This is a genomic window from Neptuniibacter pectenicola, assembly GCF_001597735.1.
Lineage (GTDB): Bacteria > Pseudomonadota > Gammaproteobacteria > Pseudomonadales > Balneatricaceae > Neptuniibacter > Neptuniibacter pectenicola.
Genome location: NZ_LUTS01000012.1, coordinates 73,920 through 88,529 on the forward strand (window position 1 = coordinate 73,920; position 14,610 = coordinate 88,529).

Consider the following 14,610-nt stretch of genomic DNA (forward strand, 5'->3'; position numbering starts at 1 on the left):
TAGGGGGCAAGCCGCCTACAAACGGCGGCTTAAGGTACTAGGTACAAACAGCAAATTTGGGTTGGCATGCAGGTTTACGCTGCCAGCCTGAGTGGGGTTGTTATGGCTCAAGGTTGAAGAGGTAGCGGCAGCAGCGAGGTTTAAATAACCATTCATATCAAATGGCCCTCCCTTAATAACCCTAGGCTCCTGTCTCGACTGAACAGACCCTACAACCGCGGTCTTGTTCAAATAGCCAGCCATATCATAAAAGCCACCTTTGTATTCAGTAGAAGCAGCCCCTGAATCTGCAGCAGCAGATAACGAAAAAATCAGCGCCGAAAAACAACCTATTCCTATTTTTATATTCATAACACAGCCTGCATACGGTTAATGGTCGATTGCCCTTTTTACAAGGTAAAAAGCGTTTCGGTATGAAGGTGCAGGGACAGTGCCAATTCGTTCATAAATAAAACTGGTAGCCAATAATGACTATTTCTCACTATTTAAATCAATTGGTTACAAATAAACCCTAAAAACGGTTTAGTTCCCACAAAAAGAAGAGTAACGCGAAGTCTGTTCCACTTCCGCCACAACGAATATAACAGCTGTAGCAATAAAGCTACGGTGTTATTGTTTTTTGGATTCAGTCGATAACAAGCTACATAAAGCGTGCAGCCTCATATCACCCCAGGTAGACTTTAATTCGGCCTTTGGACAAAGACGGGTTTCCTACAAGAACTCCCTAATGCATGAAGCCAGCCTGTGAGCGAAAGGTTAATAGAGAATGCGGGGCTTAACGTTAGGTTATTTAAGCATGCCTGTCCCAATAATTAGTGAGCGAAAGGTTAATAGAGAATGCGGGGCTTAACGTTAGGTTATTTAAGCATGCCTGTCCCAATAATTAAGCAGTCCCAGTAATTAAAAACTAATGGTAATATCACCTAAAAAGGGTAATTAATCGATTCTAAAACAGCGTACCCACCGCGCCAATTCTGTCTTTATATTAGTGGTTTCGGTAGATCGAAAAATTTAACTCAACGCATTCCCATCAATACGTACGACCAAGGAAGCGCAATAAGAGGGACACTAATGACTATTGTAATGAATGGCGTACTCCCCTTTGTTTTGACCATAATGCTCGCTTGCACCTCTCTTTATTCATCTGCCACGGAACATGAAACAGATGCGCTCAAAGAGATCATGACAAGTCTGGAAAATGCCTATGGAACCCCCTCCGCTTTCCTTGTTAGCAATTTACACCGTTTTAACATTCACTCACCCAAACACCCACGTCCATTTTTGACTCAGCTGCGCCCGCATATGAGCCAGATATAGGCGGCACCGCTTCAGCCAAACGTGATACGGCCACAGGAATATGATCCGTGCCGACAATATCACCGATGGTTGGATCAAAGCCCTTCCAGCCGCCGCCCGGCAAATAGACTTCGGCCCAGGCATGGGTCGAACCCACCTGATTAGACATCAACGGCGCATGCAGATAGCCACTGACAAATCGCGCCGCAAAACCGAGGCACTTAACCGCTTCCATAAAGAGCAAGGCGAAATCACGACAAGAGCCCGACCCGAGCGATAAGGTCTCCTCGGCGGATTGCACACCCGGCTCCTCTCTCACCTTATACTCCAAGGTATTATGGATAGTCTCCGTCAACCGCTGCAATAAGGTATAGGTTTGTACCGCCTCGCCAGTTTGCCAAACATCGAAGATCCAGTTGTTTAACAGGATTCGGGTGTTTTCATCGGGCAGCACGCGATAAGGTGACAGCAGAAACTGATCGCTTTCGTGATATGAAAAAGGATAATTAATCGCATAATCTGCCACCAAAAAATCTAAGGGGGACTCATTATATTGCTGAATCACCACCTCGCTTTCGATCGTCAATTGTTGCGTTGGGTTGCTAAAATTGGCAATCGCTACCGAGTTACCTTCTACATCTCGATGCCAATATATTTTTGCATCGGGCGTGACCTGCAGCGAGAAAGACTCGATACGCAGTTCATGATCTTCTCGAGGTCGCAATAGCAGATGGTGCGCGCCCAAGGTCACCCAGTCTGTATAGTTGTAGTAGGTACGATGAATAATTTTATAACGTTTCATAATGCCCCAAAAATGACAGTTCAAACTTACATAAGAGAACCTTACAGCCAACCTAAAAGATCATATAAAACTCACCGACCTAAATAAGCGTTACATCAATTCATAGACAACCCAAAGTGAATTAAAGCTTGATGCTTATTGTGGCCAGGACGCATGCCTTACAAATACAATAAGCCTTAATGCAGGTCAACCGAGACGAGAAACTGCGAAAACAACGATTCAACCACGTCAATCGAGCTATTAAGCCGATGATCACCGGAAATAAGATGCAATGAACAATCCACAGCGTTGGCAAAGCGAATCGAGTTGTCGACGGGAATAACATCATCCGACCAACCATGCACAACTTCCACATACCCACGGGGATGATAGTTTTGCTGCTGATAGCCCTCAATATATAGCGCAGGTGCCAATAAGAAAACACCTTGTGCGCTTACCTGTTCGGCCGCAACCAATGACACATAACCGCCCATACTGGAACCAACCAATACAAACGCTTCGCCGGTTTTACCCAGTACACCCAGCAAGCGCTCAACTCTCAGATCAGGGTCTAAAATATCGGAATAATCAATACTATCGACAGCGTAACCTTTCTGCTGAGCGATACCCGCCAATCGTTTGATTTTACTGCCCCACGGCCCACTCTCTTTACCATGTGAGAAATAAACTTTCATAGACACTTATCCCTTTTATCCTGTGAAGTGGTGCGGGTAGCACGCTGTTAGAGACCACACTCTATCATGATATGACCGGCTATATGGGACAGGCACGCTTAAAGCATTTCACGCACACTTATGTAACAAACGAAGCACAACGCTAGTGCAAAGAGACTCACCCATAGCCAATCTTATCGTCTGTCTCTCAACGTTATTCCCCTCTATTGAGCTATAACCGCTCACTAAATAGACATAATATCGTGAAAACAGGTCGATTTTATTCCTGATATGAATTTTATATTCATATGGAACAAGATTTGCTTATAGACATTGCTTACTAGGTTCCTTTTGGAATGAGCGATGACACTATTTAATAAACTCTTTGGCAGATCACAGAACGCAACTTGGGATACCCAAGCATCTATTACCTATGCGCCAGATTCCCAGACCATCGACATTCCTCGCTTCTCTGATGATGAAAAGCGTTTCTATCGCGCATTACAACTGATTAGCAACCAAACGGCACAACTCTCCCGACAAATTTTCAGAGCCTTAGAGGCACAGGAAAACTTCCTCTCAGAGATTAACCAGCGAGCCACAAAGTTAGACACCGAACTCAACGTCGCCAACGATTACTTAAATAGCTCTAACGCTCAAGTAAGCTCACTGCAGCAACAGATCAAAACAGAAGTCGATGAAGTAAACAGCTCAATTAGCCAATCATTAGATGAGATCAGCAGCGCCCTTGCTAATAAATCTAGCAATGTAAACGAGGTGCTTGATGGCATTCTTAAGATAGGTAAAGGGATTAACCTTTTAGCACTTAATGCCTCGATTGAGGCAGCTCGAGCCGGTGAACATGGTCGCGGATTTTCTGTTGTTGCCGATGAAGTAAGACGCTTAGCAAACGTTACGACAGAGCAAGCCAATCAAGCAGCCGAACAGCTCGACTTCTCTCAAGTGAATGCTGAGCTAAGTAATATCAGCGCAGCCAATACCGAAAAATTGGACAATTTCGTCCAAGTCACCCAATCAGCGACAGAGCAATTAACCGAGCTATTCAACTCGATAGCCACACAACTCAGTGCCGTCATGGAGAATACTGCGGTCATCTTTGAAACCCTAGAAATGAGCAACGGCTCAATGCAACGCATCAGCAATAAAAACCAGCTGATTAATCACGTTGTCGAAGATATGTCGAAAGGACTAGATCAAGTCGATATTCATAGTACAGATATCCATCTAGCCTCTAGAGCGATCAATCAAACGTTAAATAAATTACACTTAGTTGCTGATGCAGGACATGACCAATTAGACGACGTACTCCGTAGAGGCAAACTACGCGTCGCCATTGAACCTAGTTTTGTTGGCTTATCATTCCGTGAAAAACTGGGAGAACCGCTTAAAGGTTTAGATGTTGATTATGCACTCGCATTTGCCCGCTACCTCGGAGTCGAATGCGAATTTATCGAAGCGCCATGGGATATGTGTACAGAACTACTAACATCAGGCAAAAAGTTCGGCCAACCACCCGCCGATATCGTTATCAGTGCCTTACCGCCCTCCGCCGAATATGACAATGTTGCCTATTCTGAAGCGTATACCTACTTACCTTGGGTCTTGGCCCGTCGCAAAGGCGACCATCGAATCAACAGCATCCAAGATCTACAAGATAAAGTTGTCGGTGTGATCAACGACCCTGCAGCCCTGATGATTTTAGAGGACCTAGGCATCCGCTGGAGTAGTAACGAGAAAAAACCGGGGGGCAGCATCACGCTGAATAACCTAATCGCATACTCCGATCAATCTCGCATACACCACTGCCTTGCCGATGGTATTGTCGATGCATTTGGTATTGATCTACCCATCTACTACTGGGCATGTAAAAACCCAGCAAGCCCTTGGTACGATAAAATTGAAATCATACCGGGCAACTTAGCGCCCCGACCATTTTTCTATACTATGGTCGTTAATAGCAGCGCCTCCAGCTATCGCTTATTAGCCCAAGCAAACCGTTTCATCCATTGGTTTAAGCAACAAAGAGAACGCACCGCGATTGAACAGACATGGCAAGGTAGCGCTCTTAATGGCGACGGCTCCTATCGCGACGAGCCCGGTAATCTATTAGGCGAATCCGAGCTAAAAGCACGTTATGAGGCCCACTGTCACAAATTCAATTTAGAACCTAAACCCTTAAAAGCCCAATAACCGGTGCAACCGAAAGGCTTTAGAGCAAACGTCATCGACCAACATAAATAAAATCGATATACCCTACACCGCAGTTAAAACGGCCATTAGTTAAAAAAAGAGCTCATTACACAGAGCCTTTCGCCCCACTCTCTATTTGCAGAGCTGGTGACTATCTAATGTGATCACACAACTATTCGGATTAAGCACTTGCCAATACACCTTATCAAGTACGGCATTGCAGCCCGCATCTTCTATCAGGGCAATATTATCATCGCACAATAGAAGCACCGCATTATCACCTTGCAGCTCAACTTTGATCACATATTCAGCAAAAGGGGCAACCTTATCCGGCTGCTCGACCGAAACACGCTCTAAAGCTTGCTGACCAGTTTCAATCGTGACCTCGCCAAATTTAATCGCGCCATCAACCGTTTGCGATAGGTCTTTAAATTGAGAGGCTAAGTCATACATTTTCTCATCGTTATAGGGATTAGAGGCAGAGCACCCAACGATAAGCATAGATACAATGATAAAGAGTAGATGTTTCATGCGTTATTCCAAGCCGTTAAATTTCCGTCTTCACAAAGACCCGTATCTAAATTCCAGTTTAAAAACATATCAACCCGCCCCCCATCAAAAACAGCATTAGCCAAACAGCAGGTATATTCCCTCACGTTTTCAACGGCCCGTTCGAAAATGGCATCGTAATCGGCGATTCCAACAGGCGTTTTTAAACCTTTAATATAAGACGGATCAATGGCATCTTTGCTGGGATAAACTAACCCTTGTTTCGCCGCAACATGCCGAGCAAAAGGAAAAAGCCGATACCCCTCATCGACGTTATCAACGATGAACTGAAAACCTTTATGCCAACCATTAATATCTGGCGGTGTAGCCTTTGCTGTGTCAGGGAAGATCTTCGTTAAACAATGCCCCCATAACGTTGTAATGGTTTTATCTAAATCCGATGGATTATGAGCATCATTACAGGCACCAATATTACCTCTAACTCTATCGGCATAGCCGATTTTACCTAAGTTTAGCGTTGGCCAGATATGTGCGTCCTGGTTCATCTCACAGATCCGGTGCTCTTTTGCATTCTCCTTATAAGGCCCAACTCTCAGCTCAATCACAGGGTGGATTGTAATATCAGTAATAACATGGGCAACAAAACCACACAGCCAAGAAAACGCTTTCTCTTGCTCCTCACCCAGCAATGCCTTTACAAGTAGAATGGCTTTTTTGATTAAGACCCCTACCTTTTCATAATGCATCTTATCTGCCCACGCCGTTTGAGTTGGGCTTGCTAACATCAAATAGGGATAGTCAGGGCTAACACAGCCCAGCTCAACAAACTTTTGATTTCTACTTAGGATTAACTTTGCCTTCTTAGGCATGTTCAGTTTCTTGAGGCTTGCATTACTGAGTGCGAAATTAACCGCGGTAATATGTGCAAATGCACCAGGCATGGTTCGTCCTTATTATTAATAATGTATCCGTTATGTTACTGGCTTAACCTGAGGCCAATAAATTCGTTTCCAATTTGGAAACTGTCCGTCGGTAACTTGAATGCCTAACGCCTCAATCAGAGACAAAAAACAGTTGGTTAAAATTAGCGACGCAGGAGCAAAACCAACTGTTTTTTGTCCTGCTGAATTGACTTGTTAGGCGTACATTACCCAAATACTTTTCTATAAAAAGGTTTGCGTCCTGCAATATATATTTTTATATAAATGCTTCTGCCTTTCAAAGCCTTATCACTCCAACTGAAATGATATTGTTCTCTAAAGGATAATGTTTTACTTGAATGAGCTTCAATCCTAGAATCACATGCATCAGGCCCAGGTGATTCGAATTCTTCAAATTTACGAAGTAGCCACCATCTTGAACAGTAGTGAAGCTCCCAATATTCCAGAATGATTGGTTTCGAAGATAAATTTCTAATAAGGATGTCGTTGCCTTGAATCGGATCAGAAGTAAAGTTATGACCGATATCTAAACGGAAGCGATTACTCCAAATTTCCCAAACTTTTATACAGGCAAGTAAGGTTGATAAAATCGCACCCCACCATGCAATATAATTGACTCCTGAATCTGGCATGTTGCTCCTTTGTACGCCTAACATTTGTATATACGGGGGTCCGTGTATCTGCCCACACCGCTATTTGTTAAAAACAGATGTAATCACTTGAAAAGGAAGGAGGAACTAAAGAATTCAATCGTCATCTTCCGTGACAAAGCCAGCCGGTATTAACCGCTGATCTACATAAACCTATTATCAGTACACATAAGCGGCCTATGTCAGACATCTATCTGATCGGTATATCATCAACCAAGGCAAAAAAGATTACAAGCGTCCCTATAATGCTTCAATACCTCGCGTATAAATCACGTTAAGTCGCTCGCGAGTTACCTCAGCGGTGTACTCAAACGCCGAAAGCCCGAACCCCTTTAGTAAGGTGGTAGCGTGCGGTGTCTATACGGGTTTCTCTAAGCCCTATGGCGTCTAAAATCCATTGGATCGTCTGGTTATCTTTTTAGCATTCGTTTTCATTGGGTATTGCTTCCATTGTGCGCAAAAGACCAACGGTATTAATCGGTAGACATATCACTACCGGTAGGATCGTCAAACGCGGGATTAATAACATGGGCATTAACGTCTTTAGCTGTTTTACTTGCGATAGCAAGATTGAAAAGGCTCTCAGATTTAACGAAATCCCCCTCATTGGAATAACGGATTTCGCCACAATACAGAGTTCCATCTGTTTTACAGGGAGCATAATAAAATTCAGCCAACTTGTACTTGCTATACATCCCCAATTCTTCAGTAACAAACCCACCAAGGTCTTCTTCATTTTCTAAAAAGTACGCTGTACCTGCATCTTGAAAAATACTAAAAGGCAACGCCTTATAATATTTATAAAAGAAAATAGAATTTCCTTTTATATAAGCCAGTTTTTTACCCCGTAGAACCCCACTGTTTAAGTGTTTTATTACGTTTTCACGGATGGCTTGATGAAGAACCTTCTGGTCCTTTTCAGGGTACTTTATTAGATAAAGGTCAGGATAGACCTCGGATTGTATGAACTGCATATTTTTAAAAAAGAGGTGGTGAACACTCAGCCCAACAAGAGCAACGACCAACAACGCCAAACATGCACGCGACCGCATTTTATTGCGTAAAACCCACTTACTTAACCTAATTAAAAAAAATAATATGCCGGTCAATACGAGAAGCAGAGAGATGATGAGGATTATTTCCATGAAGTTAGCCCCTTATCAACGCTGGAAGATAAACCTAAGGTAAGCGCATTGACTCGCCTTCCTTTTTTCCTCTCTTTATCATCTCTTCTTAGCGGGTTCATGACGTATCCGTAGCGTTAGTGTCTTGAATATGACACTTAAAGCAATAACTTAAGGGTCAGGCCTTGCATTGTGCGCATTACCACGGGACGTTAAGTGATATAACACACCTGAAAATTCAATTCTTAGTGGTCGTGGCGTAATTCACACTCCGTGTGAAAGTCTGTCAAAAATAACAATAATCAACTGAAAAGAATACGGCCTAGTTAAGTACCAGTAACCAACATGCACGATACAAGACCTGCCCCTTGGTTCCCTGTGTGATAGTAGCTCAATCAGGCAGCCCCTCGAACTTTGGTACTTCCCCTAACTCCTCATCCCAAGCAGCTCTACTGGACAAAAAGATGTGCGCTGTTGGCGCTATAGAAATTTCAGTATCTAAGCACCCTGCGGGAACCACGAGCAAACCTTCGATCTGAGTATTTGGCAGTGCTGAACCACAGACCTTACAAAAGCTTTTGTTATGACGACTGCCAGGAAGCGTAAAGGACGTCACAGCATCGGCACCCGACCGCCAGACCAATGTTGCTGACCGTGAGAATAGGTTTGCCGCATGAGCCGAACCCGTATCTTTTTGGCAATGCTGACAATGACACAGGTAAAAACTATCAAAATCACCCTTTATCTCAAAACCCACAGTGCCACACAGACAAGAACCCACATAATCAGTCATCAGAACCTCCTCCTTGGTCTTTAGATGAAACACACCTAACGCCATGATAATCTGTGCCACATATGGAGTGGCTTTTTGGGTAAGGTGGCGTAGCCACCCCAAAAAGGCGCGGAGTATGGTGCATCAAGTTGATAACCTTGTTAGCCTTTTCTCTTGCCGAACCAAAATTGGATGACAACCCAGCTGCAAAAAGCAAGCGCCGCAAAATGGATGGGGGCCCAATAAGGTACCCATGGCTCCAGAGGAAAAGATTTGAAATCCGTTCCCGTTGCAATGCTACAAGGATGCTCACCTTTTAAATTAATGCCGATAATATAGCGGACTACATGATAACTGGACAACGGTAGCGCCAATAACACAGGCAATGTGAACCAGCGTATAAAAGCTCTTCGCGCTCGCCCAATGAGAGCAACGCTAGAAAGACCTACAATTGCTGGCACGAACACGAATAATGATACAAGCCAAACATCGAGACTGCCCTGGGTACACGTAGTCACCTCTACTAATGTAGTCAGGAAAACCACGAAACTCAGTAGCAAAAGCGAGATGATCGATATCGTTGTTGTCATATTCTTGGCTAATACCGCATTAAGTAGTGGCAACACTGCCACCTAACCCATTGTGCTGTAAACACTAAATTCAAAGCAAACCGAAAATGCCTAGCGTTGCGAACCTACCTTAAACACTTAGTTAGTTTAACTTTCGCAAAAAAATCGCACGATTTAATTAGATTGATCATTTCGTGCGACCAACTATAATGTTGTTATAAATTCCAGATTTGGGGATGAACCGTGCAAACATTAACAGCAAATGATGCGAAACGTAATTTTGGTGAGTTACTTCTTAGCGCCCAACGTGAGCCAGTAAAGATTAGCAAAAACAGCAAAGACGCCGTAGTCGTCATGTCTATTAAAGATTTTGAAGAGCTAGAAGCAATGAAAGCTGATTACCTTAAACATTGCTTCGAGTCAGCCAAACAAGACCTCGCGCAAGGCAATGTAGTTGACGGTGAAAACTTCCTCAACACGTTGTAAGTAAAGTATGCACAAGAGTAAATATAAACTAAGTAAATTAGTACAGACTCATTTACACAAAATTAAAAATCATACCCTTACAAACTTTTCCGAGATGCAGTGGCATCACTACAAAGGTACGCTACTAACTGGGTTTCAAATGCTTGCTGACAATCCAGAAGTTGGTCGAAGTTGCGATAACATTTACCCCAAAGGGTTTTACTTCCCTGTTGGTAAGCACACGGCATACTTTACCAAGGAAGACGGTTTTATTTTGGTCGTTGCGGTCCTTGGACAATCACAATTGCCGCAAAATCATCTACGATAATTATCACACCCTAGCATTTTGAGTTAGGGTGATAATTTTGACTGATAAACTAACGCCCGCAGCACACGCGCCTTTGCAGTGAAGGCGAAGCCGCAACGAAAAAGCCATCGCCGACCCTGCGATTGTTAAATTCGCTCTTCGGCTCTGAGCGTCAGAACCTCGTAACCATCGGAGGTAACGGCGACCGTATGCTCCCACTGTGCAGATAATTTTTTATCGCTGGTGACGACGGTCCACCCATCTTTCTTCAACTTAACCTTAGCCTTACCCTGGTTAATCATGGGTTCTATTGTAAACACCATCCCTTCCTGCAGAACCAAACCTTTACCGGGCAGACCATAATGAAGAACCTGTGGTTCTTCATGCATTTCTCGCCCAATCCCATGCCCACAATACTCGCGAACAACAGAATAGCCATGTTTATGGGCGTGGCTCTGAATGGCATGACCAACATCACCAAGGGTCGCGCCAGGCTTTACAACTCGGATCCCTTCCCACATTGCCTCATAGGTTTTATCGACCAAACGCCTAGCGATCGGAGTCACGTTACCGATCATGTACATTTTGCTCGAGTCAGCGATAAATCCGCCCTGCTCCAACGTTATATCAACGTTGATAATATCACCGGATTTCAGCTTTTGAGTGGTTGAAGGAACACCATGGCATACAACGCGATTTACAGAGCTATTCAGAACATACTGATACCCATACTGACCTTTACTCGCTGGTCGAGCATGTAGCTGATCAATGATGAACCTCTCCGCCAAATCGTTGATATCCATCGTTGAGACACCAATTTCGATACGGCCATCAAGGTAATCAAAAACCCTTGCCAGAAGCCGTCCGGACTCCCGCATTACACTTAATTCTTCAGCACTTTTTAGTTTTATGCTAGCCACCGACAACCTTCCTTAGGTCTACTTCGGCCAACTTCATTTGGTCTCGCATAATGTCAGAAAAAGTCATGCTGGGATTCGCCTCGGCGAGCATGCCAATCTTTATCCAATACTCAGCCTGAGCATTGATAGAGCGAACCATAACTGAACTCGCCTTGCGAACCTCTCCATGTAGTTCGTCGTCAATCTTAACAATTCCCATAGCAACCCCCTTAATACACAAAACGAATACAATATGTATGCGATATGTATCAATATGTATGCAATATGTAGCAATATGTATGCAAATCATATATCACTGATGCCTGACTGGCAATATGGTCAGCGAGGGATTTAACGCTGCGCTTACCGGTTTATCCGGTACAGCGCTTTGTTAGCAGTTTAATCACCATAGATACATACTGGATTTTTTATTTAAAATTTCTAGCTGAAAATATTGTTTGCACTTATCCTGCGTCATTCCATAACAAATATGAAGCGGCAACAAATGCTCTTCTCTTGGATGACAAAACCGTGCAGCCGGGGCTTTCTCCCAATTAATCAAGCGTAGCCTGCGATCTTTTTCGTCTATATTTGAGCTGCTGCATGTTTCTATGAGCCATGAATCAAAAGATTCATTTTGCAATTTTGAATCGATAGCTTCGGGTGCAAAGAACTGCTTCATATTATGAAAAGAGAACCCAGAACCAATAACCAGAAGATTGTCACAATCCAAATCGTGAAGAGACTCGCCAATCTTTATATGCTGCTCTGGATCCAGGTTGTTGAGAAGTGAAAGTTGGACGCAGGGTATATCGGCGTCAGGAAACATGATCTTCAAAGGAACAAATAGCCCGTGATCAAAGCCACGGTTTTTGTCCAGATTAGCCTGAATCCCCGCACGGTTTAATTTTCTGTAGATATTTTTTGCCAGTTCGGGATAACCCGGGCAGGGATATTCTATTTGATATGACTCTTCAGGAAACCCGTAATAATCATAAATCAGGGGCGGTTTTTTACCTGCCGTTATCGTAGGAATGTTTTCCTCCCAGTGGGCACTGATAACAAGAATAGCTGACGGTTCATTAATCTTACCCGCAATGCTCTTTAAGCAATCAACCATTTCTAAATGTGACTTATCGCCGAGAAGAGGCATCGGTCCGCCACCATGTGAGAGGAAGAGCACTTGATAATTACTCATGGAAAATAGCCTCTGATCATTGTCTGATAACGTTTAAGCTAACCTACCGCGCGTTAGCGCGGTGATGCTCACCCGATAAAACGGACACGCCTATGCTGCTCTTGCTTCATAGTCTATGGGATTGGTATACCCAATACCCGAATGTAATCTGGATCGATTATAAAAACCATCAATATACGATGATAAAGCCGACCTCAGCTCCCCTGTACTGTTAAATTTTCTTCCCCTTACCATCTCACCTTTAAGACTATGATAAAAAGATTCCATATGAGCATTATCTGTACAATGCCCTATACGGTTATGACTTCTTTCTAAACCGTGCTTTTTAAGTTCAGACTGAACCACATTAGCAATAAACTCAATGCCTCTATCAGTATGAAATATTAGACCGGGCCTTGGTTTTCTCTTTCTTATCACTCGTCTTAATAACGGTAATACATCATCTGCTGTTCGTGTGACACATAATGACCATCCTAAAATTTTGCGAGAATAAACATCCATAATGGTTATTAAATACTGATACCGCTTATTTACTTTTATATAAGTGAGGTCTGCTACCCATTGCTCATCACATTTTTGCGGAGCCGGAGCATTAAGCCGCAGGTTTTCCCCGGCTTGCTGAAAACGTCTTAAATTGGGTGTGCGGCGTGTAACTGTAACCACTCGCCCTTTAAGCCCACTTTCCCGCATCAGCCGTGCCACACGCTTTTGTCCGACATTAATCCCTTGTTGCTTTAATGCTTTATAAACACGTGGGCTACCGTAGGTCCTGCGGCTTTGAGCATGTATGTAAGTAATTTTTTCATCAAACTACAGTCCGCAGCGGACCGTGGGCTTGGTGTACGTTTGGCCCAGTCGTAATAACCACTCCGCGATACGCCTAACCACTTGCACAAGTACTTAATACCTAGCTTTCGTCCGTGTCTCTGGATGAATCCAAATCTTTCTGATGTTGTTCCGCTAGATACCGTTGCCACTTTTTTAACAGATCATTCTCCTGCTTTAAGCGCGCATTTTCTTTTTCTAACATTTTAAGGCGATCCATTTCCTTTTTCTCATTAGTGAGGCTAGTTACTTTTTTTCTTTTATCCGCCACAATTTTCCCTTCTCGAAATTCTTTTCTCCATCGCGATAACATAAATGGATGGATATCTAAGGTTGCTGCGACATCTTTAACTTTTACGTCATCTAAGTAGGTTAATTGGACCGCCTTAGCTTTGAATTCATTACTGTATTGCCATGTTTTTCTTAGCTGGGTGTACTTTGGCATTTCTGGACTCCTCGTTAGATTAAGGTGTCCGTTTTATCGGGTGAAGTTCACGATCCGCTATAGCTCCTTGTTATGCCCAATATATTTAGTTCACGCCCAATTTCTGGAGAAAGGTATTGGTTGCTCGGAAAATAGCTGTTTCAATTATTGGCAGATTCATTTCATCCGAGTGTGGTACGAATACCTCTTTGAAATCGTAGACTTTTCCTTCCACCCTGGCACTAAAATCTACTACTCCTACAGGTTGTAATTGTGTGTTAAGAGATAGGTCGTATCCACCAATCTCCTCTTCATTTTTCCAGCACTCGTACTTACTTATGAAAGAATGGAATACTTCTTGGGCAACGATGGCGTCTGCGTCAGAGCTAAAAGAAACACCCTTTGAGCGCGATCTCATGAAAACTTGTGTATTTACGCTTGCAGAAAATTTTAAAATCTCAATTTCTTTACCGCTTAAATTAAGATTATTCGCTTCTTGCTCTAACCGGCTTTTGAGGTAGGTAATGCGGTCAGGAATAGTTATTGAATCTTCAAAGCGCAAAATTCCAAGCTCACAACTAAGAGGGTTATTAGAGCCTTGGTCTCTCATTTTACTTTCAGGCGTTCGCATATCCTTCAGACTGAAAGATATTCCTTCATTGAACTCAACATAGCCTTGGATTGGTTCTTTGGGTTTTACCGGGGCAGCTGCTGTGCACCCATATAACAAAGAGATAAAAGCAATCGAAAGTAAAATTTTCATTCATTGTATCCTTACTAAGTTTCGTTAGGCATAACGCCCGGCACAGCGGCGAGGTAAAACTGGCGCCAATTTTGCGCCAGCAAAATTTGTGACAGCTTTTGCCGAGTCCGACTGCTGCCGCTTGTGTACGCCCAGCATGGGCATGAACTAATGAGGTGAAAGTCCTCTGTAGGAAGGTCACCATCCATAGCGATTTATATC

The 14,610-nt window shown here is 43.4% G+C and carries 15 protein-coding genes and 1 pseudogene; 3 read left to right on the forward strand and 13 right to left on the reverse strand.

Annotated elements, in window-relative coordinates; genetic code table 11:
- Positions 1–15: 15 nt before the first annotated feature.
- From A3773_RS14475 to A3773_RS14485, 3 genes are all read right to left on the reverse strand, one after another.
- Positions 16–351, reverse strand: coding sequence for a hypothetical protein (locus tag A3773_RS14475; RefSeq protein ID WP_067987314.1), 336 nt, complete (start codon positions 349–351; stop codon positions 16–18).
- 895 nt (positions 352–1,246) lie between these two features.
- Positions 1,247–2,098 carry a transglutaminase family protein gene (locus tag A3773_RS14480; RefSeq protein WP_067987318.1) on the reverse strand — a complete coding sequence of 284 codons (852 nt, stop codon included), beginning with the start codon at positions 2,096–2,098 and terminating at the stop codon, positions 1,247–1,249.
- A 176-nt stretch (positions 2,099–2,274) separates the two neighbouring features.
- Positions 2,275–2,772: a YqiA/YcfP family alpha/beta fold hydrolase gene (locus A3773_RS14485; protein ID WP_075109586.1), complete on the reverse strand. Its 498-nt coding sequence runs from the start codon at positions 2,770–2,772 to the stop codon at positions 2,275–2,277.
- 342 nt (positions 2,773–3,114) lie between these two features.
- On the opposite strand from A3773_RS14485, the gene A3773_RS14490 reads away from it, so the two are divergent.
- The gene (locus A3773_RS14490; RefSeq protein WP_067987324.1) at positions 3,115–4,962 is read left to right on the forward strand and encodes a methyl-accepting chemotaxis protein; all 1,848 of its coding nucleotides are present in this window, start codon (positions 3,115–3,117) and stop codon (positions 4,960–4,962) included.
- 132 nt (positions 4,963–5,094) lie between these two features.
- On the opposite strand, the gene A3773_RS14495 is transcribed toward A3773_RS14490, so the two are convergent.
- The 5 genes from A3773_RS14495 to A3773_RS14515 all read right to left on the reverse strand — a co-directional run bounded on the left by A3773_RS14495 (position 5,095) and on the right by A3773_RS14515 (position 8,980).
- Positions 5,095–5,493 (reverse strand): hypothetical protein, encoded by a 399-nt coding sequence (locus tag A3773_RS14495; protein WP_067987326.1) that lies wholly within the window; start codon positions 5,491–5,493, stop codon positions 5,095–5,097.
- Positions 5,490–6,413, reverse strand: a complete 924-nt coding sequence (locus tag A3773_RS14500) for a zinc dependent phospholipase C family protein (RefSeq protein WP_067987330.1) — start codon at positions 6,411–6,413, stop codon at positions 5,490–5,492. Before A3773_RS14500 ends, A3773_RS14495 begins: the two co-directional genes overlap by 4 nt.
- Positions 6,414–6,619: 206 nt before the next feature.
- A complete protein-coding gene (locus tag A3773_RS14505; RefSeq protein WP_067987333.1) occupies positions 6,620–7,045 on the reverse strand; it encodes a hypothetical protein in 426 nt (141 codons plus the stop codon).
- A 491-nt stretch (positions 7,046–7,536) separates the two neighbouring features.
- On the reverse strand, positions 7,537–8,208 hold the full coding sequence (locus A3773_RS14510; RefSeq protein WP_067987335.1) for a hypothetical protein: 672 nt from the start codon (positions 8,206–8,208) through the stop codon (positions 7,537–7,539).
- 370 nt (positions 8,209–8,578) lie between these two features.
- Complete coding sequence (locus A3773_RS14515; RefSeq protein ID WP_067987380.1) at positions 8,579–8,980, reverse strand: GFA family protein; 402 nt, start codon at positions 8,978–8,980, stop codon at positions 8,579–8,581.
- A 791-nt stretch (positions 8,981–9,771) separates the two neighbouring features.
- Between A3773_RS14515 and A3773_RS14525 the strand changes: the two genes are divergently transcribed.
- Complete coding sequence (locus A3773_RS14525; RefSeq protein WP_067987341.1) at positions 9,772–10,014, forward strand: type II toxin-antitoxin system Phd/YefM family antitoxin; 243 nt, start codon at positions 9,772–9,774, stop codon at positions 10,012–10,014.
- Between the two features lie 7 nt (positions 10,015–10,021).
- Positions 10,022–10,321, forward strand: a complete 300-nt coding sequence (locus A3773_RS14530) for a type II toxin-antitoxin system RelE/ParE family toxin (RefSeq protein WP_067987344.1) — start codon at positions 10,022–10,024, stop codon at positions 10,319–10,321.
- Between the two features lie 125 nt (positions 10,322–10,446).
- On the opposite strand, the gene map is transcribed toward A3773_RS14530, so the two are convergent.
- The 5 genes and pseudogenes from map to A3773_RS14560 all read right to left on the reverse strand — a co-directional run bounded on the left by map (position 10,447) and on the right by A3773_RS14560 (position 14,409).
- Positions 10,447–11,220 (reverse strand): type I methionyl aminopeptidase, encoded by a 774-nt coding sequence (gene map / locus A3773_RS14535; protein WP_067987346.1) that lies wholly within the window; start codon positions 11,218–11,220, stop codon positions 10,447–10,449.
- Positions 11,213–11,419 (reverse strand): ParD-like family protein, encoded by a 207-nt coding sequence (locus tag A3773_RS14540; RefSeq protein ID WP_067987350.1) that lies wholly within the window; start codon positions 11,417–11,419, stop codon positions 11,213–11,215. The genes map and A3773_RS14540 overlap by 8 nt, the downstream gene beginning before the upstream one ends.
- Before the next feature lie 183 nt (positions 11,420–11,602).
- Positions 11,603–12,397 (reverse strand): DODA-type extradiol aromatic ring-opening family dioxygenase, encoded by a 795-nt coding sequence (locus A3773_RS14545; protein WP_067987353.1) that lies wholly within the window; start codon positions 12,395–12,397, stop codon positions 11,603–11,605.
- Between the two features lie 90 nt (positions 12,398–12,487).
- Positions 12,488–13,667: pseudogene (locus A3773_RS14550) on the reverse strand (IS3 family transposase).
- An 85-nt stretch (positions 13,668–13,752) separates the two neighbouring features.
- Positions 13,753–14,409 (reverse strand): hypothetical protein, encoded by a 657-nt coding sequence (locus A3773_RS14560; protein WP_067987362.1) that lies wholly within the window; start codon positions 14,407–14,409, stop codon positions 13,753–13,755.
- Positions 14,410–14,610: the final 201 nt, after the last annotated feature.

Excerpts from the sequence above, each read along its gene's own strand:
- A3773_RS14495 (WP_067987326.1), bottom strand. The coding sequence starts at position 5,493 with ATGAAACATCTACTCTTTATCATTGTATCTATGCTTATCGTTGGGTGC.
- A3773_RS14485 (WP_075109586.1), bottom strand. The coding sequence starts at position 2,772 with ATGAAAGTTTATTTCTCACATGGTAAAGAGAGTGGGCCGTGGGGCAGT.
- A3773_RS14560 (WP_067987362.1), bottom strand. The coding sequence starts at position 14,409 with ATGAAAATTTTACTTTCGATTGCTTTTATCTCTTTGTTATATGGGTGC.
- A3773_RS14480 (WP_067987318.1), bottom strand. The coding sequence starts at position 2,098 with ATGAAACGTTATAAAATTATTCATCGTACCTACTACAACTATACAGAC.
- A3773_RS14530 (WP_067987344.1), top strand. The coding sequence starts at position 10,022 with ATGCACAAGAGTAAATATAAACTAAGTAAATTAGTACAGACTCATTTA.
- A3773_RS14540 (WP_067987350.1), bottom strand. The coding sequence starts at position 11,419 with ATGGGAATTGTTAAGATTGACGACGAACTACATGGAGAGGTTCGCAAG.
- A3773_RS14490 (WP_067987324.1), top strand. The coding sequence starts at position 3,115 with ATGACACTATTTAATAAACTCTTTGGCAGATCACAGAACGCAACTTGG.
- A3773_RS14500 (WP_067987330.1), bottom strand. The coding sequence starts at position 6,413 with ATGCCTGGTGCATTTGCACATATTACCGCGGTTAATTTCGCACTCAGT.
- A3773_RS14510 (WP_067987335.1), bottom strand. The coding sequence starts at position 8,208 with ATGGAAATAATCCTCATCATCTCTCTGCTTCTCGTATTGACCGGCATA.
- A3773_RS14515 (WP_067987380.1), bottom strand. The coding sequence starts at position 8,980 with ATGACTGATTATGTGGGTTCTTGTCTGTGTGGCACTGTGGGTTTTGAG.
- A3773_RS14545 (WP_067987353.1), bottom strand. The coding sequence starts at position 12,397 with ATGAGTAATTATCAAGTGCTCTTCCTCTCACATGGTGGCGGACCGATG.
- A3773_RS14475 (WP_067987314.1), bottom strand. The coding sequence starts at position 351 with ATGAATATAAAAATAGGAATAGGTTGTTTTTCGGCGCTGATTTTTTCG.
- A3773_RS14505 (WP_067987333.1), bottom strand. The coding sequence starts at position 7,045 with ATGCCAGATTCAGGAGTCAATTATATTGCATGGTGGGGTGCGATTTTA.